This window comes from Streptomyces sp. NPDC027663, assembly GCF_055566415.1.
Genome location: NZ_JBVHSK010000006.1, coordinates 39,992 through 59,406 on the forward strand (window position 1 = coordinate 39,992; position 19,415 = coordinate 59,406).

At 71.3% G+C, this 19,415-nt stretch carries 24 protein-coding genes and 1 pseudogene; 12 read left to right on the forward strand and 13 right to left on the reverse strand.

All coding sequences use genetic code 11. From position 1 onward, the window contains the following. Positions 1-4 precede the first annotated feature (4 nt). On the forward strand, positions 5-484 hold the full coding sequence (locus ACZ4SF_RS17945; RefSeq protein ID WP_468384969.1) for a MarR family winged helix-turn-helix transcriptional regulator: 480 nt from the start codon (positions 5-7) through the stop codon (positions 482-484). A gap of 133 nt (positions 485-617) precedes the next feature. Here the strand turns inward: ACZ4SF_RS17945 and ACZ4SF_RS17950 are convergent, their stop codons facing one another. From ACZ4SF_RS17950 to ACZ4SF_RS17975, 6 genes are all read right to left on the reverse strand, one after another. Beyond that, the gene (locus ACZ4SF_RS17950; protein WP_468384972.1) at positions 618-2,102 is read right to left on the reverse strand and encodes a sensor histidine kinase; all 1,485 of its coding nucleotides are present in this window, start codon (positions 2,100-2,102) and stop codon (positions 618-620) included. Continuing rightward, positions 2,099-2,833: a response regulator transcription factor gene (locus ACZ4SF_RS17955; RefSeq protein WP_468384975.1), complete on the reverse strand. Its 735-nt coding sequence runs from the start codon at positions 2,831-2,833 to the stop codon at positions 2,099-2,101. Before ACZ4SF_RS17955 ends, ACZ4SF_RS17950 begins: the two co-directional genes overlap by 4 nt. Before the next feature lie 367 nt (positions 2,834-3,200). Beyond that, positions 3,201-3,419, reverse strand: a complete 219-nt coding sequence (locus ACZ4SF_RS17960) for a hypothetical protein (RefSeq protein ID WP_468384978.1) — start codon at positions 3,417-3,419, stop codon at positions 3,201-3,203. A 121-nt stretch (positions 3,420-3,540) separates the two neighbouring features. Next, the gene (locus ACZ4SF_RS17965) at positions 3,541-4,530 is read right to left on the reverse strand and encodes a S1C family serine protease (protein WP_468384981.1); all 990 of its coding nucleotides are present in this window, start codon (positions 4,528-4,530) and stop codon (positions 3,541-3,543) included. A 248-nt stretch (positions 4,531-4,778) separates the two neighbouring features. Beyond that, positions 4,779-5,804 (reverse strand): LacI family DNA-binding transcriptional regulator, encoded by a 1,026-nt coding sequence (locus tag ACZ4SF_RS17970; RefSeq protein WP_468384984.1) that lies wholly within the window; start codon positions 5,802-5,804, stop codon positions 4,779-4,781. Positions 5,805-5,901: 97 nt separating this feature from the next. Beyond that, entirely contained in the window at positions 5,902-6,681 is a 780-nt protein-coding gene (locus tag ACZ4SF_RS17975) for a winged helix-turn-helix transcriptional regulator (protein WP_468384986.1), read from the reverse strand. 183 nt (positions 6,682-6,864) lie between these two features. Between ACZ4SF_RS17975 and ACZ4SF_RS17980 the strand changes: the two genes are divergently transcribed. From ACZ4SF_RS17980 to ACZ4SF_RS17990, 3 genes are read left to right on the forward strand one after another with little or no spacing between them, the layout of a single operon-like run. Then, positions 6,865-7,716 carry an alpha/beta hydrolase gene (locus ACZ4SF_RS17980; protein ID WP_468384989.1) on the forward strand — a complete coding sequence of 284 codons (852 nt, stop codon included), beginning with the start codon at positions 6,865-6,867 and terminating at the stop codon, positions 7,714-7,716. Positions 7,717-7,773: 57 nt separating this feature from the next. Next, the gene (locus ACZ4SF_RS17985) at positions 7,774-8,028 is read left to right on the forward strand and encodes a MoaD/ThiS family protein (RefSeq protein WP_468384991.1); all 255 of its coding nucleotides are present in this window, start codon (positions 7,774-7,776) and stop codon (positions 8,026-8,028) included. A 3-nt stretch (positions 8,029-8,031) separates the two neighbouring features. Further along, on the forward strand, positions 8,032-9,357 hold the full coding sequence (locus ACZ4SF_RS17990; RefSeq protein ID WP_468384994.1) for a hypothetical protein: 1,326 nt from the start codon (positions 8,032-8,034) through the stop codon (positions 9,355-9,357). Between the two features lie 243 nt (positions 9,358-9,600). On the opposite strand, the pseudogene ACZ4SF_RS17995 reads toward ACZ4SF_RS17990, so the two are convergent. The 5 genes and pseudogenes from ACZ4SF_RS17995 to ACZ4SF_RS18015 all read right to left on the reverse strand — a co-directional run. Beyond that, positions 9,601-9,745, reverse strand: a pseudogene (locus ACZ4SF_RS17995) (XRE family transcriptional regulator); the annotation flags it as partial. A gap of 252 nt (positions 9,746-9,997) precedes the next feature. Further along, the gene (locus ACZ4SF_RS18000) at positions 9,998-10,285 is read right to left on the reverse strand and encodes a DUF1416 domain-containing protein (protein WP_004986406.1); all 288 of its coding nucleotides are present in this window, start codon (positions 10,283-10,285) and stop codon (positions 9,998-10,000) included. Between the two features lie 45 nt (positions 10,286-10,330). Beyond that, on the reverse strand, positions 10,331-11,176 hold the full coding sequence (locus ACZ4SF_RS18005) for a sulfurtransferase (protein WP_468384996.1): 846 nt from the start codon (positions 11,174-11,176) through the stop codon (positions 10,331-10,333). A gap of 127 nt (positions 11,177-11,303) precedes the next feature. Further along, positions 11,304-11,384: an Ms5788A family Cys-rich leader peptide gene (locus ACZ4SF_RS18010; RefSeq protein ID WP_350751515.1), complete on the reverse strand. Its 81-nt coding sequence runs from the start codon at positions 11,382-11,384 to the stop codon at positions 11,304-11,306. Between the two features lie 203 nt (positions 11,385-11,587). Then, positions 11,588-12,325 (reverse strand): LmeA family phospholipid-binding protein, encoded by a 738-nt coding sequence (locus tag ACZ4SF_RS18015; protein ID WP_468384999.1) that lies wholly within the window; start codon positions 12,323-12,325, stop codon positions 11,588-11,590. A 128-nt stretch (positions 12,326-12,453) separates the two neighbouring features. On the opposite strand from ACZ4SF_RS18015, the gene ACZ4SF_RS18020 reads away from it, so the two are divergent. Continuing rightward, complete coding sequence (locus ACZ4SF_RS18020; protein WP_468385002.1) at positions 12,454-12,717, forward strand: DUF3099 domain-containing protein; 264 nt, start codon at positions 12,454-12,456, stop codon at positions 12,715-12,717. Between the two features lie 10 nt (positions 12,718-12,727). Here ACZ4SF_RS18020 and ACZ4SF_RS18025 read toward each other — a convergent pair whose 3' ends face one another. After that, positions 12,728-13,090, reverse strand: coding sequence for a DsrE family protein (locus tag ACZ4SF_RS18025; RefSeq protein ID WP_468385005.1), 363 nt, complete (start codon positions 13,088-13,090; stop codon positions 12,728-12,730). A gap of 105 nt (positions 13,091-13,195) precedes the next feature. Between ACZ4SF_RS18025 and ACZ4SF_RS18030 the strand changes: the two genes are divergently transcribed. From ACZ4SF_RS18030 to ygfZ, 6 genes are all read left to right on the forward strand, one after another. Then, positions 13,196-14,008 (forward strand): hypothetical protein, encoded by an 813-nt coding sequence (locus ACZ4SF_RS18030; protein ID WP_468385007.1) that lies wholly within the window; start codon positions 13,196-13,198, stop codon positions 14,006-14,008. A 122-nt stretch (positions 14,009-14,130) separates the two neighbouring features. Continuing rightward, positions 14,131-15,021 carry a hypothetical protein gene (locus tag ACZ4SF_RS18035; protein WP_468385010.1) on the forward strand — a complete coding sequence of 297 codons (891 nt, stop codon included), beginning with the start codon at positions 14,131-14,133 and terminating at the stop codon, positions 15,019-15,021. Further along, positions 15,018-15,890, forward strand: a complete 873-nt coding sequence (locus tag ACZ4SF_RS18040) for a hypothetical protein (RefSeq protein WP_468385012.1) — start codon at positions 15,018-15,020, stop codon at positions 15,888-15,890. The genes ACZ4SF_RS18035 and ACZ4SF_RS18040 overlap by 4 nt, the downstream gene beginning before the upstream one ends. Positions 15,891-16,125: 235 nt before the next feature. Further along, positions 16,126-16,701, forward strand: coding sequence for a heme-binding beta-barrel domain-containing protein (locus tag ACZ4SF_RS18045; protein ID WP_468385015.1), 576 nt, complete (start codon positions 16,126-16,128; stop codon positions 16,699-16,701). 16 nt (positions 16,702-16,717) lie between these two features. Next, a complete protein-coding gene (locus ACZ4SF_RS18050; protein WP_468385018.1) occupies positions 16,718-17,155 on the forward strand; it encodes a Fur family transcriptional regulator in 438 nt (145 codons plus the stop codon). 9 nt (positions 17,156-17,164) lie between these two features. Next, positions 17,165-18,130, forward strand: a complete 966-nt coding sequence (gene ygfZ / locus ACZ4SF_RS18055; protein WP_468385021.1) for a CAF17-like 4Fe-4S cluster assembly/insertion protein YgfZ — start codon at positions 17,165-17,167, stop codon at positions 18,128-18,130. A 73-nt stretch (positions 18,131-18,203) separates the two neighbouring features. On the opposite strand, the gene dtd is transcribed toward ygfZ, so the two are convergent. Then, complete coding sequence (gene dtd, locus ACZ4SF_RS18060) at positions 18,204-18,629, reverse strand: D-aminoacyl-tRNA deacylase (RefSeq protein WP_468385024.1); 426 nt, start codon at positions 18,627-18,629, stop codon at positions 18,204-18,206. A gap of 159 nt (positions 18,630-18,788) precedes the next feature. Between dtd and ACZ4SF_RS18065 the strand changes: the two genes are divergently transcribed. Further along, entirely contained in the window at positions 18,789-19,391 is a 603-nt protein-coding gene (locus tag ACZ4SF_RS18065) for an RsiG family protein (RefSeq protein ID WP_468385027.1), read from the forward strand. Positions 19,392-19,415: the final 24 nt, after the last annotated feature.

Consider the following 19,415-nt stretch of genomic DNA (forward strand, 5'->3'; position numbering starts at 1 on the left):
GGCCGTGACCGACACCGACCGGGCCCGGCTGTACGAGGAACTGGGCGTCGAGTCCCGGCGCCACCTGGCCGCGTACGTGCTGTTCAACCAGGCCGTCGCCGACCATCTCGGACTGCACCCGACGGACGTGCAGTGCCTGAGCCTGCTCACGGCCGAGCCGGAGCCGCTCACCGTCAAGCAGATCGCGGAGATGACCGGTCTCACGACCGGGTCGGCCACCAGGCTCGTGGACCGGCTGGAACGCGGGGGCTACGTCGCCCGCACGCCCGACCGGCAGGACCGCCGCCGGGTGCTGGTCACCCCGGTCCCGGAGCGGGTCGCCCGGGTCGCCGCGGTGTGGGACGAACTCGGACAGGGCTGGCAGGCCATCCTGGAGGACCACACGGACGCCGAGCTGAGGACGATCATCCGGCACATGCGCCGGGCGAGCGCCCTCAGCCACACCCAGATCGAGCGCCTGCGCACCATGCCCAAGCCCGACTGAGGGCCGGGCCTCGACGTCCGTGCCCGGTCGAGGGCCAGGCGCAACGCTAGAGCCCGGCCGAGGGCGGCCCGTTACCGTGCTCCAGCCTGGCCGAGGGGCAGGCCCGTGCGCACGCTCGGCCGAGGGGGCGGGTTCAGCCGGTGGGTGCTTCCGGTGGGGGTGTCGGTGCGCCCGGCAGCCGTACCGTCACCACCGTGCCGCCCTCCTCCGCGGGGGCCACGGTGACCTCTCCGCCCGCCTGCTGGACCGTACGCGCCACGATCGACAGGCCGAGGCCCGAGCCGGGCAGGGCACGTGCGCCGGGCGAGCGCCAGAAGCGGTCGAAGACGTGCGGGAGTTCGTCCTCGGGGATGCCGGGGCCGTGGTCGCGGACCGTGAGCACGCCCGCGCTCAGCCGTACCTCGACCGTGCCGCTCCCGGGGCTGAACTTCACCGCGTTGTCGAGGATGTTGACGATCGCCCGCTCCAGCGCGGAGGGCTCCGCACGGACGAACCAGGGCCCCAGGTCCGCCGTGATGGTCAGCTCCGGTCCGCGCAGGCGCGCCCGCCGCAGGGCCGCCTCCGCGGTGTCGTGGAACGCCACCACCTGCACCCGCTCGCCGCGCTGCCCCTCCGAGCGGGACAGCTCCTGCAGATCGCCGATGAGCGAGGACAGTTCGGTCATCTGCGCCTTCACCGAGGCGAGCAGCGCCTTGCGGTCCGCCGGCGGGAGCGGCCGGCCCGTCTCCTCGCTGCGGGTGAGGAGTTCGATGTTGGTACGCAGGGAGGTGAGGGGGGTGCGGAGTTCGTGGCCCGCATCCGCGATCAGCTGTTGTTGCAGTTCGCGGGAGCTGGCGAGTGCGGTGGTCATCGAGTTGAAGGACCGCGAGAGACGAGCCACCTCGTCCTCGCTGTCCTCGACGGGGATGCGGATGCCCAGGTCCTCGGTCCGCGCCACGTGCTCGACGGCCTCCGTGAGCTTGTCGACCGGCCGCAGTCCCGCGCGGGCCACCGCCAGCCCCGCCGCTCCGGCGCCGACCACCCCGATGCCCGACACGAGAAGCAGGATCAGGGCGAGGTCCTTGAGGGTGTCGTGCGTGGCCTTCAGCGGTATGGCGACCTGCAGGGCCGTGTCCGGGTAGAGCTGGGGCCGGACGCCCGGGCCCTGGGTGATGGTCAGGGGCTGGGTCAGCACCCGCACGCTGTTGCCCTCGGAGTCGACGCCGTCGCGCAGGATGCCGTCGATCGTCAGCTCGTCGCTCGCGTTCGCCCGGGTGATGACCGCGATGTCGGAAGGGGTGGTCCTGACCCGGCCCGCGGAGTCGGCCGACACACAGGCGGTGCCGTCCAGCTTCACCAACTGGAGGTAATAGTAGGTGCCGTGGGCGTGCAGGCCGCCGAGGACGGCCCCGTTGGGCTCCTGCGGGCAGGTGGCGAGCGCGGACGACACGTTCACCTCCCGCTGCGGCTGCGTCGTCTTCTCCAGATCCTTGTCGACCTGGTCGTACAGCTTCCGTTCCACGATGAACCAGCAGGTGACCGAGACCGCCGCGACCGCGAACGCCACCGCGGCCGCCACCAGCACCGCCAGCCGCGCCCGGATCGGCAGCGCCCGGTACCGGCGCACCAGCTTCTTCACTCCGCGCCACCCTGCCGCAGGACGTACCCGACGCCCCGCACGGTGTGCACCAGGCGCGGCTCCCCGCCGGCCTCGGTCTTGCGGCGCAGGTACATGACGTAGACGTCCAGCGAGTTGGAGGACGGCTCGAAGTCGAAGCCCCACACCGCCTTCAGGATCTGCTCGCGGGTCAGCACCTGGCGCGGATGTGCCATGAACATCTCCAGCAGGGTGAACTCCGTGCGGGTCAGCTCCACCCGCCGTCCGCCGCGGGTGACCTCGCGGGTCGCGAGGTCCATGCGCAGGTCGGCGAAGGTGAGTGCCTCGTCCTCCTGGGCCTCGGGTGACACGGCCGCCGCGTAGGAGCTGCGGCGCAGCAGCGCACGGATGCGGGCGAAGAGTTCATCGAGTTCGAAGGGCTTGACCAGATAGTCGTCGGCGCCCGCGTCCAGACCGGTGACCCGGTCGCCGACGGTGTCGCGCGCGGTGAGCATGAGGATCGGGAGGGTGTCACCCGCCCCCCGGATGCGGCGGGCCGCCGTCAGGCCGTCCATGCGCGGCATCTGGATGTCCAGCACGACCAGGTCCGGCTGATAGGCGGCGGCCTTCTCCAGTGCGTCCGCGCCGTCGACGGCGACCTCGGTGTCGTACCCCTCGAAGGCGAGGCTGCGCTGCAGTGCCTCGCGTACGGCCGGCTCGTCGTCGACGATCAGGATGCGCTGGGTGTCACGGTCGCCTTCGGCGGGACTCATCGCTCGCGATTCCTCGGTGTGCGGTGGGCGGTGGTCGGGTGCGGTGGTCGGGTGCGGTGGTCGGTGGTCGGTGTGGGGCGGTCGGTGGGCGGTGAACGGGCGGGCGGGGTGGTGTCGGGGCGCCTCTCAGCGTGCCACGTCCCGCGGCCGGAGAGGGGCACGCGGCCCGGTGCGGCCCGGACCGCCGTCCCTCTCCCCGTCCCGTCACCCCGGTCAGGCCCTGACCGTGTTCACCTCGGTCGGGCCTGGCCGTGTTCACCATGGTCGGGCCTGGCCCGTGTGCACCCCGGTCAGGCCCTGACCGTGTTCACCTCGGTCGGGCCTGGCCGTGTTCACCATGGTCGGGCCTGGCCCGTGTGCACCCCGGTCAGGCCTGGACCGTGTTCAGGCGGTGCAGCGGCACCTTGCGGCGGTGCGGGCGGGCGGCGGAGGTGCGCAGGCCCATCAGCTGGGGGACCGGTGTTACGGCCGGCCGGGGGGCACGGGGCGCCGGCACTGGCACGTGCAGCTCGGACACGATGGACAGGGCCAGGGTGAGACCGGCCGGACCGCGCTCGGTCATGCGGTGGGGGATGTGCTTGATCATGACCTGCTCCTTGCTGTCTGTGCTGCATGTGTTGCGGCGCTGTGCCTGTGTGGTGGGTGGGTGTGCTTTCCGTGCTGTCTGTCTCTTCGGCGCTGCCCGGGTGCCGTCCCGCTCCCGGCCGCTAGCTGCCGGAGCCCGCCCGGAGCTTGGCCAGGTCGGACTTGACGGTGTCGACGGGGATGGCGAAGCCGAGGCCGATGCTGCCCGCGTCCGAGGACGAGGAGGACTGGGAGGCCGACGAGTACATCGCGGAGTTGATGCCGATGATGCGACCGCTCGAGTCGATCAGGGCTCCGCCGGAGTTGCCGGGGTTCAGGGACGCGTCGGTCTGGATGGCCTTGTACGTGGTCGTGGACGAGCCGGTGTCGCCGTTGAACTCACGGCCGCCGAACTGGAACGGCCACTGCCCGTCGCCGCCCCGGCCCTGCGCCTGGCCCTCGTCGGTGGAGACGGTGACGTCCCGGGCCAGGGCGGAGACGATGCCGCTGGTGACGGTGCCGGTCAGGCCCTCGGGGGAGCCGATGGCGACGACCGTGTCCCCGACCTGGACGCTGTCGGAGTCACCGAGGGCCGCCGGCTTCAGACCGGAGGCACCCGTGAGCTTGATCAGGGCGAGGTCCTTGGAGCTGTCGGTGCCGACGACCTCGGCGGTGTAGCTCTTGCCGTCACTCGTGCGCACCTTGATCGAGTCGGCGCCCGAGACGACGTGGTTGTTGGTGACGATCTCGCCGTCGGACGTGATGATCACGCCGGAGCCGGTGGAGGATCCGGTCGCGAGCGTCGCGTTGATCTCCACCACGCTCGGGGTGACTGCGGCGGCGATGGCGGCGACGTCGCCCTTCTTGCCGGCCGGCACCACCGGGGTGCCGGTGCCGGCACTGGCGACGGTGTCCTTGCCGGCCAGCTCCTGGAAGGCGTAGGCCGTGCCACCGCCGACCGCCGCCGCGACGATCGCGACCGCCGCGAGCAGGGCGACGGGACGGCTGGTGCGCTTCTTCTTGTGCGCGGTGGGCTCCACGGCCGGCTGGTACGGCGGCGGGGGCGGCCACTCCGGGTTCACGGGGGCAGAGTAGGAGTGCGGCTGCTCGTATGTGCCCTGGCTCTCGGTCATGACAAGAAGAGTTCCCCGCGACCATGAGAGCTTCCTGAGGGCTCCCTGAGAAGCCCGGCAGAACCTTGTTTGCCCGATATAAAGCCCTACCGGGAAGCCCCTACCGGGAAAGCCCTGCCGGGAAGCATCCACCGGAGCCCCTGCCGGGAAGCCCCTGCCGGGAAAGCCCTGCCGGGAAGCATCCACCGGAGCCCCTGCCGGGAAGCCCCTGCCGGGAAAGCCCGGCAGGGAAGGCCCTGCCGGGGTGGTCAGCCCACGCAGCCGCAGCTCGTCCGCAGTACCAGCCGTGACGGGAACGTCTTCAGCCGCTCGCGCCGGGACCCGGCAACCCGCAGCCCGTCGTCCAGCACCAGGTCGACCGCCGCCCGGGCCATCGCCGAGCGGTCCGAGGCGACCGTGGTCAGCGGCGGGTCGGCGAGCGCGGCCTCCTTGATGTCGTCGAACCCGGCCACCGCCAGCTGTCCGGGCACGTCGATGCGCAGCTCGCGCGCGGCCCGCAGCAAGCCGATCGCCTGGTCGTCGGTGGAGCAGAAGATCGCGGGCGGCCGGTGCGGGCCGGACAGGACGTCCAGGGCCACGCGGTAGGCGTCGTAGCGGTTGTACGGCGCCTCGAACAGCCGGCCCTCGGTGGTCAGGCCCGCCTCGGCCATGGCCCGCTTCCAGCCCTCGACGTGGTCGGAGACCGGGTCGCCGACGGCCGGCGTGTCCGCCGTGCCGCCCATACAGGCGACGTAGTCGTAGCCGTGCTCCAGCAGGTGGCGTACGGCGAGCTGGGCGCCGCCCAGGTCGTCCGTCACCACGGCCACGTCGTCGATGGCCTCCGGGCGCTCGTGCAGCAGCACCACCCGGGCGTCCCAGGCGTCGATCTCGGCGGCGGCCGAGTCGTTCAGGGCGTGCGAGACGAGGATCAGGCCGGAGACCCGCATGCCGAGGAAGGCGCGCAGATAGTGAACCTCGCGTTCACCGATGTAATCGGTGTTTCCGACGAGGACCATCTTTCCGCGCTCCGAGGCGGCCTGCTCGACCGCATGCGCCATCTCGCCGAAGAAGGGCTGACGGGCGTCCGGGATGATGAGGCCTATCAGGTCGGTGCGCCGGGAGGCCATCGCCTGGGCGACCCGGTCGGGCCGGTACCCCAGTTCCTTGATCGCGGCGAGGACACGCTCGCGCGTGGCCGGGGCGACCGGCCGGGGTCCGTTGTTGATGACATAGCTCACGACGGCGGTGGAGGTCCCCGCCAGCCGTGCCACATCGTCCCGAGTCACCTTGGCCACGCGCGGAGTCTACGCGGATTGACCCTCTCCGGGCAGGGCGTATCGCATGCCGGCTGTGCAACAGCAATGCTTCGGCCGGGCGCCCCTCGCGCACCGGCTATGCGTCGGCGTGCACCTCTGTGCCGTCCAGGGCGGCGGTTGCGTCCGCATCTTCCGGCTTTGCCCGGCCCGCCTTCGCCTTGGCTTCTTCGCCCGGCCGCTCGCCCTTCTCGGGCGTAACGAATCGATAACCGACGTTCCGGACGGTTCCGATCAGCGACTCGTGCTCCGGGCCGAGCTTGGCCCGCAGCCGCCGTACGTGCACGTCGACCGTCCGGGTGCCGCCGAAGTAGTCGTAGCCCCACACCTCCTGCAGCAGCTGGGCGCGGGTGAAGACCCGGCCCGGGTGCTGCGCGAGGTATTTGAGCAGCTCGAACTCCTTGAAGGTCAGGTCCAGGACCCGGCCCTTGAGCTTGGCGGAGTAGGTGGCCTCGTCGACCGACAGGTCGCCGTTGCGGATCTCCATCGGCGAGTCGTCGGCCACGATCTGCTGCCGGCCCATGGCGAGCCGCAGCCGGGCCTCGACCTCCGCGGGACCGGCGGTGTCGAGGAGGACGTCGTCGATGCCCCAGTCGGCGGTGACGGCGGCGAGGCCTCCCTCGGTGACGACGAGGAGCAGGGGGCAGCCGGGGCCGGTGGAGCGGAGCAGCTGGCAGAGGCTGCGTACCTGGGGCAGGTCGCGGCGGCCGTCGACCAGGATGACGTCGGCACCCGGGGTGTCGACCAGAGCGGGTCCCTCGGCCGGGGCCACCCGCACGTTGTGCAGGAGCAGGCCGAGGGCGGGCAGCACCTCCGCGGAGGGCTGGAGGGCGTTGGTCAGGAGCAGCAGAGAACTCATACGTCTGGTTCCTCCTCGGTCCCTGCGAGGACGTGTGCGGTACGGAACTGCTCTGCGATCCCGAAAGGCCCCGTACACCCGCGGTCACCTGAGGCTTCCACGCTTTGTATACAACGCTTCCGAAAGCACAAAAGGACCCGGGGGCTACGCTGCCCGAGTCCTCTACCCAGCAGAATAGCCCACATGAGCAACCGTCCGTCGGGTCATGTGGCAGGTTCCATCGTTCGTCCGCATTCCGAGACAGGCAGACGGGGCCCTATCCGGACGTTTCTGCGCACGGCCGACGGAATTCCGGTCGAGTCTGTATACGACCCGGGCCCGGCTGTATACGAAACATTCCCGGACGCCTCTTCTTCTCCCTCGCGTGACCTGGTGTTCGTGATCGCACACGGCTTCACCGGGGACGTCGACCGGCCGCACGTACGACGGGTGGCCGGCGTCCTGCGCGGTCACGGCGCCGTCGTCACCTTCTCCTTCCGCGGTCACGGACGCTCCGGCGGCCGGTCCACGGTCGGCGACAAGGAGGTGCTCGATCTCGCCGCGGCAGTGGAGTGGGCCCGCGGCTTCGGGCACGCGCGTGTGGTGACCGTCGGCTTCTCCATGGGCGGCTCGGTGGTGCTGCGGCACGCGGCGCTGCACCCCGGCACGGCCTGTGCGGTGGTCTCGGTCAGTGCCCCGGCCCGCTGGTACTACCGGGGCACCGCCCCCATGCGCCGCCTGCACTGGCTGGTCACCCGTCCCGAGGGCCGCCTGGTCGGCCGCTACGGCCTGCGTACCCGCATTCACCACCGCGAGTGGGATCCGGTCCCGCTCTCGCCGACGGAAGCGGTGCCGAAGATCGCGCCCACTCCGCTGCTGATCGTGCACGGCGACCGCGACGGCTACTTCCCGCTCGACCACCCCCGGATGCTCGCCGCGGCGGCCGGCGGACACGCCGAACTCTGGGTGGAACCGGGCATGGGCCACGCCGAGCACGCGGCGGACGACGCCCTGGTGGCCCGGATCGGGGACTGGGCGGTGTCGGCGGCGGGCTAGCCTGACTCACACTGTCTTTAGTCTTTTCTTGTTTCCTGCCGTCGATTGAGGATCCAGATGCCCAAGGTCACGGTGCGCTACTGGGCCGCCGCCAAGGCCGCGGCCCAGGTCGCCGAGGAGCCGTACGAGGCGGACACGCTGGCCGACGCGCTGGCCTCCGTGCGTGCGCGACACCCCGGTGAGCTGACGCGCGTGCTGCTGCGATGCTCTTTCCTCGTCGACGGCGACCCCGTCGGGACCCGCGCGCATGAGACGGTACGGCTGGCCGAGGGCGGCACGGTCGAGGTGCTCCCGCCGTTCGCAGGAGGGTGAGCGATGACCGATCAGCCGTACCAGGGCGGCCCCTACGAGGGCTACGACCCCTACCAGCAGCAGTGGCCCGGGCACGAGCCGCAGTACGGGCAGCAGCCCGGCCAGGACCCGCAGCTCACCCAGCAGTGGCAGGGCCAGACCTGGGAGACGCAGACGCACGCGCCGGTGCAGGCGGCGGAGACGGCGTACCTGCCCCGGCAGGAGCAGCAGCAGCCGTATCAGCAGCCGGTGTATCAGGAGTCTCACTACCGGGAAGCCCAGTACCCGGAGCCCCGGTACCCCGATTCCTCGTACCCCGAGTCCCGGTATCAGGAGTCGCAGTACCAGGAGTCGCAGTACCAGCAGGCGGCGGCGTCGTACCAGCAGCAGCCCCAGCAGCGCCAGCAGTTCGAGGAGCCGTACGCGTCCGCACCGCAGCCCGAACCGGCACCGGCACAGACGGCGGCACCGGCACGGACGACGGGAGCGGCACCGGCACCCGGGGCAACAACGGCACCGGCGGCGCCGGAAGCGGCGGCTGAAGACGAGGCCGGCCCGGCCTACGGTCCCGCGACCCTCAGCGGCAACGCGCGTATCACCGACGCCCAGCGGGCCCGTCTGGAGGGCCGTTCGCCGATCATCGAGCCCGGCATGCAGCCGGCGGCGCTCACCGCGCTGCTGGGCCTGCTGCTGGCCGCGACAGCCCCCGTCGCCTCGTACGCCCTCGCCGGGCCGCTGGTGCTGCTCCAGGCCGTGACGGCCGCGGGCTGGTTCCGGCTGAACGGCATGTGGCCCGCCCGGCAGGGCATCGCGCTGGCCTTCGCGGGCGCGCTGACGGCCGATGCCGCGGTCCTGGCCGCCGGCCGCGACCACGCCCTGGTGGCCATCCTCGGCGCGCTCGGCATCTGGGTCCTGCTCTCCCTCGTCCTCCAGCTGCGCTCGCACGCCTCGCCGGACGAGCGGATGTACGGCCTGATGGCGACGGTCGCCTCGGCGGCGCTCGCGGTCCTCGCCACCGGGTACCTGGCCGCCGACCCGCACGCGGTCTCCGTCGGCGCCGCGGCGGTCGCGGTGGCGGTCCTGGCCCGGGCCCTGCCCCTGCCGACCCCGGCGTCGGTCGTGGTCGCGCTGCTGGCCGCCGCCGGCGCGGGCATCGCCGTGGGCGGCATGACCGGCCTCGGCGCCAAGGGCGCCGCCCTGGGCGCGGGCGCCGCGGCGTGCGCCCTGATCGGCCACCGGGTGGCGAGCTACGACTACCCGTCCCGCTTCGTCCACTTCACGGCCGGCGTGGCCCTGCCCCTGTCGGCGGCGGCACCGGTGGTGTGGGTACTGGGCCGGGCGCTGGGCTAGGGCTCCCGTCGGCCAGCCGCGGTGCGATACACGGAGCACGGAGGCGATTTCACGGATCCGGACGGGGTACGGGTACGTACCCGTACCCTCAGGTGCGGAGGGGAACCCGACAATGCCTGACGCCGACGTCCGTATCCCCGAGGAAGCCCGGGACCGGCGCGCCGCCATAGCGGCAGCCCGGTGAGCGTCGTACCGGACCGATGGATCGGTGAACCGGTCCGCGTACTGGATCTCAACCCCTGACGTCGATGGCTCGCACGGCACTTCCTCCACCGTCCGCAAGACGAACTTCCGGGACTCGGCCGGGTTCAGGGCCAAGTCGCACATTGCACCGTACGCACGGTTGCAGTAGCTCAACTGAACTGATTTCCTCGACCAGTTCACTCCGCCACGGGCAAGGTCGGCGAGTACCGGGACCGAGCCGGCCCCTAAGTGATGCTGCGTCCCGTCGGCGGTGGAGTGGAGTGGCAGGGACAGCCGGCCGCTGCGTCCGGTCCCCGGCTGTGCCGTCGAGGAAGGAAGACTCCGGCAGTCCCCACGGGCGACCGAACAGCCGAAGGGCCGCATCCCCACTGGCGTCCAACCCAGGGGATACGGCCCTTCAGCTCGTCACCGAGCCCTCGTGGCTCATGCGGTCCGGTCAGACCGCGATGGCGACCTCGGCCAGGCCGCCCTGCTGGGCGACGACCGTGCGGTCGGCCGTGCCGCCCGGCACCAGCGCCCGGACGGTCCACGTGCCCTCGGCCGCGTAGAAACGGAACTGACCGGTCGCGGAGGTGGGGACCTCCGCCGTGAACTCGCCGGTCGAGTCGAGGAGTCGGACGTAGCCCGTCACCGGCTCGCCGTCGCGGGTCACCTGGCCCTGGATCGTGGTCTCACCGGGCTTGATCGTCGAGGCGTCCGGGCCGCCGGCCTTCGCTCCGCACATGCTGTCTCTCCAGAGGGGTCTGACCAGAAGGTCGGTCGGGATGGATTACTTGTTGGCGCCGAGCTCGATCGGCACGCCGACGAGGGAGCCGTACTCGGTCCAGGAGCCGTCGTAGTTCTTGACGTTCTCCACGCCGAGCAGCTCGTGCAGCACGAACCAGGTCAGGGCCGAGCGCTCACCGATGCGGCAGTAGGCGATCGTGTCCTTGGCGAGGTCGACGCTCTCCTCGGCGTAGAGGGCCTTCAGCTCCTCGTCCGACTTGAACGTGCCGTCGTCGTTGGCGTTCTTCGACCACGGGATGTTGCGGGCGGTCGGGACGTGGCCCGGGCGCTGCGACTGCTCCTGCGGGAGGTGGGCCGGGGCGAGCAGCTTGCCGGAGAACTCGTCGGGCGAGCGGACGTCGACCAGGTTCTGCGCGCCGATCGCGGCCACGACGTCGTCGCGGAAGGCGCGGATCGTGGTGTCCTGCGCCTTGGCCTTGTAGTCGGTGGCCGGGCGCTCGGGGACCTCGTCGCCGGCGACCAGCTCGCGGGCGTCCAGCTCCCACTTCTTGCGGCCGCCGTCGAGGAGCTTGACGTTCTCGTGGCCGTACAGCTTGAAGTACCAGTAGGCGTACGACGCGAACCAGTTGTTGTTGCCGCCGTAGAGGATCACCAGCGTGTCGTTGGCGATGCCCTTCTTCGACAGGAGCTTCTCGAAGCCCTCCTGGTCGATGAAGTCACGGCGGACCGGGTCCTGGAGGTCCTTGGTCCAGTCGATGCGGATCGCGTTCTTGATGTGGTTCTTCTCGTAGGCGGACGTGTCCTCGTCCACCTCGACGATCGCGATGGTCGGGTCGTCCAGGTGCTCCTGGAGCCAGTCGGCGTCGACCAGGACGTCGCTGCGGCTCATGCTCATTCCTCCGGGGCAGTCGCGGCGGGGCGTGCGAGTAGAGAGGGGTGCGCGCTCGTCGGCCGAGCGGCGCACGGGTGCCCTTCCAGCAGGGCGGGGGTGAGATGCGGAAGTCGGGGACTTTCGCTCAGAAGGGGCGACAGAGCATGGCGGCAACGCGGCACAGGTCCACTGCCCGCCGCTTCGTGAGATCCGCCTGTCGCTTCATGACGTCGATCGTAGGGACGTCCGGGCGGGCGTGTCACCGGCGTGTCATATGACGAGACGCGATCGTCCGCATGGCGGGACACGAGAAGCGCCCGGAGGCCGCCGTGCGGCCTCCGGGCGCTTGTGCAGGTCGGTGTTTCTACGCTGCGGACTCCACCGTCTCGCCTGTCGGACTCCCGTGTCCGTCGGCGGGCCGGTGCTCCCTCACCCCGCCAGCCTGACGTCCGAACCCTTCACCGAGATCTCCACGCCGTCCGGTGCGGCCTGCACCTTGTCCAGCTTGATGCCGCCCGGCAGCTGGTCGATGGCCTGCTGGAAGTCGGTGATCTGACGGATGCGGTTCTCGGCGATCGCGGCGGCGCCCAGCTTGGGCAGCGAGTCCGCGTGCACCTCGACCTTGTTGTTCACCACGGTCACCGAGCTGAGCACGTTCACCGTCTGCTTGATCCCGAGGGACGAGACGGTGCCCTCCACCTTCACCTTGATCTTCCCGTTGCCGCCGTCGGAGAGGCCGACGACCCGGGCGGTGACCCCGGGGGCCACCTCGGTCGGCTCCGACTTGGCGGTCTTCAGCAGCTCGGCGTAGGAGACCGTCGCGGTGCCGGTCGCGCTGGCCGCGGTGGCGGAGCTGTAGTCGCCGGAGAACTCGACGCCCTTCATGTCGGCCTTCAGGTCGTCGATCCGGATGGTCTGGCCGGGCTTGCCGGTGGCCGCCTCGTAGTCCTCGATGCCGACCTCGACGTCGTCCAGGGAGCCGCCCGCGACCTGGGTCAGGAACGGGAAGCCCTTGATGTCCACGTCCGGGGTGGAGGCCAGGTTCTCCGTCGCCTTGAGCTTGTCCGCGGCCTCGCCCTCCGCGAAGTGCACGGCGACCCGGTCCGCGATCACGAAGAGCCCGCCCAGGATCACGACGACGATCAGGAGTATTCGCAGGGCGCGCATGTGGTGGTTCCCCCGGGGGTGGCGATGTTCGGAATGCGGTGCGTCTACGCCACGGTAACTCTGCCGCGGCCGGCCGGAGGTGAATTGTGGATCAGTTGTGACAGGGCCCGCCGTCCTACTCTTGACGTATGTACGCCCGTCGGCGGCACGTCTACTTCGCCATGATGGGGACCTGCATCGGCCTCTTCGTCCTGGCGTGGGGGGTCGTGCGCCTGTGGTCCGTGCCGGCGGCCGTCGGCATGTGTGTCGTGGCCATGGTCATCCCGCCGGTCGCGGCGATGATCGCCAACCGCCGGGGCCCGGACGACCGTTGGTGGGACGACCCCTCCGGGGACCCGCAGTCCGACGAGTGGTGGGACGAGCTGGACGGGAAGCGGCGCCCGCGGCCGTAGAGCCAGGGGCTCAGTAGACGAGGGCCTGCGTGTCGTCCGCCAGGGCCTCCTGCACGAAGACCTGCGCGCCGGCGATCCGTACGCCCTCGATGACGTCCTTCTCGGTGATCTCCCGGCGGGCCGCGCACTGCGTGCACAGCGTGATCCGGCCCGCGGCGAGGACCGACTCGACCAGGTCCGGCAGCGGGGCCGCGTGCGGCAGCTCGAACTCGGCGGCCCGCCCCGGCAGCGCGAACCAGGACGACTCCCCGGTGAGCCACAAAGAGACCTCGACCCCGCTGGCCACGGCCACCGCCGCCACCGTGAACGCCTGCGAACAGCGTTCGGGGGCGTCCGCCCCGGCCGTCACCTTGATCACGAGCTTTTTCGCCATGACCGAATCGTAATCCGCTTGCCCACAACTCCATGCACATGCCACGAGTCTCCTGTGAAAGCGCGAATGAGGAAGACGTGATTCCTCTTCCCTGGAAGGAGACCCTTGGAAGCGTCCGAGAGAACCGAGCCGGAGCCGGAGAGAACCGAGCCGGAGCAGAAGACCGAGCCGGACCAGGAGATACCTGAGCCGGACCAGGAGATGCCCGAGCCGGTGCGGCGGCGGGTCCGTATGCCCGTGCTCCTGGCCGGCGCCGCCCTGCTCGGCCTGATCTCCGGCACCTGCGCCGGTTACCTCGTGCAGGCCGACCGCGAGCCCACCGCGCTGCCCCCGCTGTCGCAGCCGAAACTGGCACAGGCCGGCGGCAAGGCACCGGAACCGCTGTCCGCCGCGCAGGACCGCAAGGTCAAGTTCGACGGCGACCTGCGCAGGCTCCTGCTGAAGAAGCCGGGCGACGCGCGCGAGACACCGACCCGCTCCGGAAAGGACGGCTGGGCGAGCCTGGAGCAGGTGGCGGAGGGCTACAACGACCCGGCCCGCGGCTACGCCTGGCAGCTCGCTTCGGAGTTCCGCCGCTCCGCCGCCGTCGGCTGGCGCGAGGACGGCACCCGCACCGTCGGGATCCAGCTGATCCAGTACCGGCAGGAGGAGTATCTCGGCGCCCAGCACGTGACCGAGGACGCCTACTTCTACGCCGCGGACGACGGCGAAGCCGACAGCTGGGCGATTCCCGGCACGGGCGACGGCATGGCCTACGTGCACCGCACGCCCGTGACCGCGTACGGCAGGACCATGTACACGGCGGAGGCACACGCGTGGCGCGGGGACGTGGCCATGGAGATCTGGGTGACCGACACCAGGCCGGTCCGGAAGAAGACGATCCTGGACCTGGCGAAGCGGCAGATGGAGCGGCTGTGACGACCGAAAGAACCGAGCACCCGGAGCACCCGGAGCACTCGGAGGCAGAGACAGCAGCATCCGTGACGGCAGCATCCGTGACGGCGGTCTCCGAGACGGGAGCATCCGTGACGGGAGCATCCGTGACGGCAGCATCCGAGACGGCGGTCTCCGAGACGGCGGTCTCCGAGACGGCAGCATCCGTGACTGCCGCGTCCGAGACGACGGCATGCGAGACGCCGGCGGCCCAGGACGGGCCGGAGCCCCCTCTCCCGGCCCGTCCGCGCCGTGCCCGCCGCCGTCCCGCCCTGGTCGCCGGTGGTGCCGCGCTGCTGCTCGCCGTCGTCGCGGGCGTCGGCTGGACGGCGGTCACCGTGCACGGCGCCGACCGGGACCCGGGCGCGGCCACCTGGCGTCTGCCGAAGCCCTCCGCGGGCAAGCCGGCCAAGGCCGGGGACACGGGGCTGAGCGCCATGCTGCTGCCCTACGGCGACGACCAGTACGGGCGGGGCCCGGACCTGGACGAGTTCGGCTCGGACACCGAGCTGTCCGGCCGGCAGGCCACGGCCCTGCGCAAGCGGTCGCTGGCGGAGCTGCCCCGGTCCCAGCGGCGGCTGCTGGAGCGCCAGATCGACCGCAACCCGGTCAAGGGCATGGCGATGCGCAGCTACCTGAGTTCCGCGGAGTTCGACGAGGACGAGGCCGCCTCCGGTGGTCTGTTCACCCTGCAGATCGTGCTGACGCGGATGGACCGGCGGACCGTGCGCTCCATGACGACCTACCAGCACGAGTTCGCGGAGGCCATGAAGATCTTCCGCAAGGGTCCGGCCATCGCGGGACACGAGGACACCGCCTGCTTCCTGCCGCCGGCCGACCCGGGCGAGAAGCTCGACATGATGGTGTGCTCCGGTTACGTCGGGGACGTCCTCGTCTCCACCACCGCGACCGCGGCCAAGCCGCTGGACAAGAAGGGCGTGGCGCAGATGGTCGCCGCCCAGCTCGACCGCATCAAGGACCCGGGGAAGGCCGTATGACCGAGCAGACACAGGCGGAGCAGCCGGCCCCGGAGCCGGCGGTGCCCGGCCTTCCGCCGCTGCCCGCGGGCCCCCCGCCCGCCCTTCCCGCCGCCGCTCCGAAGAAGGACCGCAGGGCGCTGCGGGCCGCGTTGCGGTGGACCGCGGCCGTGGCCGTCCTCGCCGTGGCCGGAGCCGGCACGGCGTACGGGGTGACCCGGATGGACCGTACGGACCTGCCCGGCCTCGCCACCGCATCCGACGGGCGCTGGGAGTACCCCGAACTGGTCAGGCCGCCGCTGCCGGCCGGCAGCCCCGGACCGCTCGCCGCCGGGAACGGAGCAGGGGCGCACTACGCCGACCTGCGGGCCCTGCTGCTGCCCGCACCCGAGGGCGCCATGGCGGACCCGGCGATGCGCGGCACGGACGGCTGGCTGGCGACGAAGGACTTCCTCGCCCAGTACCCGGGCCGGGACAACCGCCGGGAGCTGGGCCAGAAGCTCACCGACTTCGGCCTGCGGCACATCGCGGCCCGCGGCTGGACCGCCCCGGACGGCACCCGCACCCGGATCCAGCTGCTGCAGTTCGGCACCGCCGCCGTCGCCGAGGAGCTGCTCACCGGCGACCTCGTCGGCTCCTCGGCCCCTACCTACCTGATGCGTGGTGCCGACGGCTACGAGCTGGACGAGACGTTCCCGGCGAAGGCCCGGTTCGACGACGTCACGTTCGTCCCGTTCACCGAGAGCAAGCCGTACGGCGCCGAGCAGGTCCGGCAGGCGTACCTCTCGGCCGGGGACACCGTCGCGGTGATCACGCTGTCCCGGAAGGGCGGGGTGGACGCGGTGCCGTTCCGGCAGACGGTCACCCTGCAGACCGAGCTGCTCACCTGAGCGGACCTCGTCAGGAGAGCCGGGCCCGGGCCGCGTAAGCTGGGCTCCGGCTCTGTCGTCCTCCCCCGAGCTCTCCGGGCAGGGGGACCCCCGACCCTCGCTCAAGGAGCACCCGTGGAGATCTTCTTCGAAACCCTGCTGGTCCTGGTCTGCGTCGGCGTGCTCGCCTTCGCCGGTCTGACCGTGAAGAAGCTGTACCAGGGCCAGCGCTGATCCACACCTAGGAACTTCCGCCATGATCGAGATCCCGTCCGACCTGCACAAGGACCTCGTCCCGCTCGCCTTCCTGCTCGGCAAGTGGGCCGGCGCGGGCGTGCACGACTTCCCCGGCTCTCAGAAGTGCAACTTCGGTCAGGAGGTCACCTTCAGCCACGACGGCCGGGACTTCCTGGAGTACCACTCGCACACCTGGGTGCTGGACGAGGACGGCAACAAGGTCCGCCCGCTGGAGTCGGAGTCCGGCTTCTGGCGGATCGACGCCGAGCGCAAGGTCGAGGTCACGATGAGCCGCGACGACGGTGTCATCGAGATCTGGTACGGCGAGATGGCCGACAAGAAGCCGCAGATCGACCTGGTCACGGACACCGTCGCCCGCACGCCCGCCGCGCAGCCGTACAGCGGCGGCAAGCGGCTGTACGGGTACGTGAAGGGCGATCTCATGTGGGTCGGTGAGAAGCAGACCGCCGAGGTCCCGCTGCGCCCCTACATGTCGGCCCAGCTGAAGAAGGTCGTCACGCCGGAGGACGTCGAGCGCTGGGCCAAGGCCCTGCCCGACGACATGCCGGACGACGGCATCGCCTTCTTCAAGTAGTTCTAGACTCGTCGGTGTGGTGAGCACCGACTGGAAGAGCGACCTCAGGCAGCGCGGCTACCGGCTGACGCCGCAGCGGCAGCTTGTCCTCGAAGCCGTGGACACCCTTGAGCACGCGACCCCCGACGACATCCTCGTGGAAGTGAGGAAGACGGCGTCGGGGGTCAACATTTCCACCGTCTACCGGACGCTGGAACTGCTGGAGGAACTGGGCCTGGTCAGTCATGCCCACCTCGGCCACGGCGCGCCGACCTACCACCTCGCCGACCGCCACCACCATCTGCACCTGGTGTGCCGGGACTGCGAGAACGTCATCGAGGCGGACATGGAGGTGGCGGCCGAGTTCACGGCCAAGCTGCGGCAGCAGTTCGGGTTCGACACCGACATGAAGCACTTCGCGATCTTCGGCCGTTGCCAGGACTGTTCGCTGAAGGGCTCAACTACCACGTCGTAGGCTTGCCGTATGAAAAGCCCCCTGCTGTCCCTGCCCGGCGCCGTCCCCGCCGAGGGCGTGGACGAAGGTGTCGCCGCCCACTACGGCGACCTGTTCCGCGAGCAGCGCGCACTCGCCGACGGCACCGGTTTCGTCGACCTCTCGCACCGCGGTGTCGTCACCGTCACCGGCGAGGACCGGCTGAGCTGGCTGCACCTCCTGCTCACCCAGCACGTCAGCGAACTGCCCGTCGGCGAGGCCACCGAGGCTCTGATCCTCTCCGCGCACGGGCACATCGAGCACGCGCTGTACCTGGTGGACGACGGTACGACCGTCTGGGCGCACGTGGAGCCCGGCACGCAGGACGCGCTGATCGCGTACCTGGAGTCGATGAAGTTCTTCTACCGGGTGGAGGTCGCCGACCGCACCGGGGACACCGCCGTGGTGCACCTGCCCGCCGGCTCGATCGCCGCCGTGCCGGAGGGGGTCGTCGTACGCGAGACGGCGTACGGGCGTGACCTGTTCCTGCCGCGCGCCGCCCTGGAGGAGTTCGCGGCCGGTCACGGGCCCGCCGCCGGGCTGCTCGCCTACGAGGCGCTGCGGGTCGAGCAGCACCGGCCCCGGCTCGGCTTCGAGACCGACCACCGGACCATCCCACACGAGCTGGGCTGGATCGGCACGGCGGTGCATCTGCAGAAGGGCTGCTACCGGGGCCAGGAGACGGTGGCCCGGGTGCAGAACCTGGGCAAGCCGCCCCGCCGGCTGGTCTTCCTGCACCTGGACGGCAGCGATGTCCATCTGCCGGTGGCGGGCACGGACATCCGCCTCGCGGACGAGGGCCCGGAGGGCCGCAAGATCGGCTTCGTGACGACGTCCGTACGCCATCACGAGCTGGGCCCGGTCGCCCTGGCGCTGGTCAAGCGGAACGTACCCACCGACGCGCGGCTCCTGGCCGGGGAGACGGCTGCCGCGCAGGAGGTCGTGGTCCAGCCGTAGTCGTTCGGCCCCGGGTGCGCGGGGGCTGGTCGCGCAGTTCCCCGCGCCCCTTCGGGGGCGCCGGTACGGGCGCCTAGATCTCCAGCAGCACCGTGAACGGGCCGTCGTTCGTCAGGGACACCTGCATCTGCGCGCCGAAGCGGCCCGTCGCCACCGTCGCGCCCAGCGCGCGCAGCCGGGCCACCACCTCGTCCACCAGCGGTTCGGCGACATCGCCCGGGGCCGCCGCGTTCCAGGTGGGGCGGCGGCCCTTGCGGGCGTCGCCGTACAGCGTGAACTGGCTGATCACCAGGAGCGGGGCGGCGGTGTCGCTGCACGACTTCTCGTCGTGCAGCATCCGGACCGACCACAGCTTGCGGGCCAGTTGGGCCGCCTTCTCCTTGGTGTCCTCATGGGTCACACCGACGAGGACGCACAGCCCCTCGCCCTCGATCGCGCCGACCGTCTCGCCGTCCACGACCACGCTCGCGCCGTTCACTCTCTGCACCACCGCACGCATGCGGACCATCATGCCGGGTGCCCGGCGCGCCGCCGCAGGGGGTCCATTATGGATCTCTTCACGCCCATCTGGGGCCGTTCGGGGGCACTCGGTCACATAGCGGCCGGTTGGGGTGGCACGATGCTTCCACACGCCGGTCGAGGGGACGGTCAGAAGCAGATGAGCACACCGAGTACCAGCGGGCGGCTGGGGACGCCGAAGACGTGCCGGCCGCCCGCGCAGCGCGCCGACGGCACTGCGGATCCCGCGCTGCCCGTCGAGCCGCCCGAGCCCGACCTGCCCCGGCTGAGCCTGCCCGAGCTGCGTGTCCTGCGCCGCGACGCCCAGCGCGACGAGGCGGACCTCAGCTATGTGCGACGGCTGTTGCAGGGCCGGATCGACATCCTGCGCGCGGAGTTGGGCCGGCGCGGCCGGGCGTCGGTGCCGGCCCCGGCGGACGGCTCGGTGGTCGACCGGCTCCCGGAGATCCTGAAGGACGCCCCGGCACGGCACCGCTCCTCGGCCCGTCATGTCACCCTCGGCACCCCGCACAACGAGGAGTACCGGCAGCTGGCCGCCGAGATGCTCGGGGAGGTCGAACTGTCCGACCTGAAAGCGCGCACGGACCACGAACTGACCGCCGCCATGGGCCGGCTGGTCCGCTACGAGCAGCAGGTCTCCCGGTGCCGCCAGCGGCTGCAGCGCACGGTCGACGACTGCAGCGGGGAGATCGCGCGCCGCTACCGGGAGGGCGAGGCCCAGGTGGACGAACTGCTGCTGTGAGCGGGGCCGGCCGGGGCCCCGGAA

Coding starts and splice junctions, on each gene's coding strand:
- ACZ4SF_RS17955 (WP_468384975.1), bottom strand. CDS start 2,833: ATGAGTCCCGCCGAAGGCGACCGTGACACCCAGCGCATCCTGATCGTC.
- ACZ4SF_RS17960 (WP_468384978.1), bottom strand. CDS start 3,419: ATGATCAAGCACATCCCCCACCGCATGACCGAGCGCGGTCCGGCCGGT.
- ACZ4SF_RS17965 (WP_468384981.1), bottom strand. CDS start 4,530: ATGACCGAGAGCCAGGGCACATACGAGCAGCCGCACTCCTACTCTGCC.
- ACZ4SF_RS17975 (WP_468384986.1), bottom strand. CDS start 6,681: ATGAGTTCTCTGCTGCTCCTGACCAACGCCCTCCAGCCCTCCGCGGAG.
- ACZ4SF_RS17980 (WP_468384989.1), top strand. CDS start 6,865: ATGAGCAACCGTCCGTCGGGTCATGTGGCAGGTTCCATCGTTCGTCCG.
- ACZ4SF_RS17985 (WP_468384991.1), top strand. CDS start 7,774: ATGCCCAAGGTCACGGTGCGCTACTGGGCCGCCGCCAAGGCCGCGGCC.
- ACZ4SF_RS17990 (WP_468384994.1), top strand. CDS start 8,032: ATGACCGATCAGCCGTACCAGGGCGGCCCCTACGAGGGCTACGACCCC.
- ACZ4SF_RS18000 (WP_004986406.1), bottom strand. CDS start 10,285: ATGTGCGGAGCGAAGGCCGGCGGCCCGGACGCCTCGACGATCAAGCCC.
- ACZ4SF_RS18005 (WP_468384996.1), bottom strand. CDS start 11,176: ATGAGCCGCAGCGACGTCCTGGTCGACGCCGACTGGCTCCAGGAGCAC.
- ACZ4SF_RS18010 (WP_350751515.1), bottom strand. CDS start 11,384: ATGAAGCGACAGGCGGATCTCACGAAGCGGCGGGCAGTGGACCTGTGC.
- ACZ4SF_RS18015 (WP_468384999.1), bottom strand. CDS start 12,325: ATGCGCGCCCTGCGAATACTCCTGATCGTCGTCGTGATCCTGGGCGGG.
- ACZ4SF_RS18020 (WP_468385002.1), top strand. CDS start 12,454: ATGTACGCCCGTCGGCGGCACGTCTACTTCGCCATGATGGGGACCTGC.
- ACZ4SF_RS18025 (WP_468385005.1), bottom strand. CDS start 13,090: ATGGCGAAAAAGCTCGTGATCAAGGTGACGGCCGGGGCGGACGCCCCC.
- ACZ4SF_RS18040 (WP_468385012.1), top strand. CDS start 15,018: ATGACCGAGCAGACACAGGCGGAGCAGCCGGCCCCGGAGCCGGCGGTG.
- ACZ4SF_RS18045 (WP_468385015.1), top strand. CDS start 16,126: ATGATCGAGATCCCGTCCGACCTGCACAAGGACCTCGTCCCGCTCGCC.
- ygfZ (WP_468385021.1), top strand. CDS start 17,165: ATGAAAAGCCCCCTGCTGTCCCTGCCCGGCGCCGTCCCCGCCGAGGGC.
- dtd (WP_468385024.1), bottom strand. CDS start 18,629: ATGCGTGCGGTGGTGCAGAGAGTGAACGGCGCGAGCGTGGTCGTGGAC.
- ACZ4SF_RS18065 (WP_468385027.1), top strand. CDS start 18,789: ATGAGCACACCGAGTACCAGCGGGCGGCTGGGGACGCCGAAGACGTGC.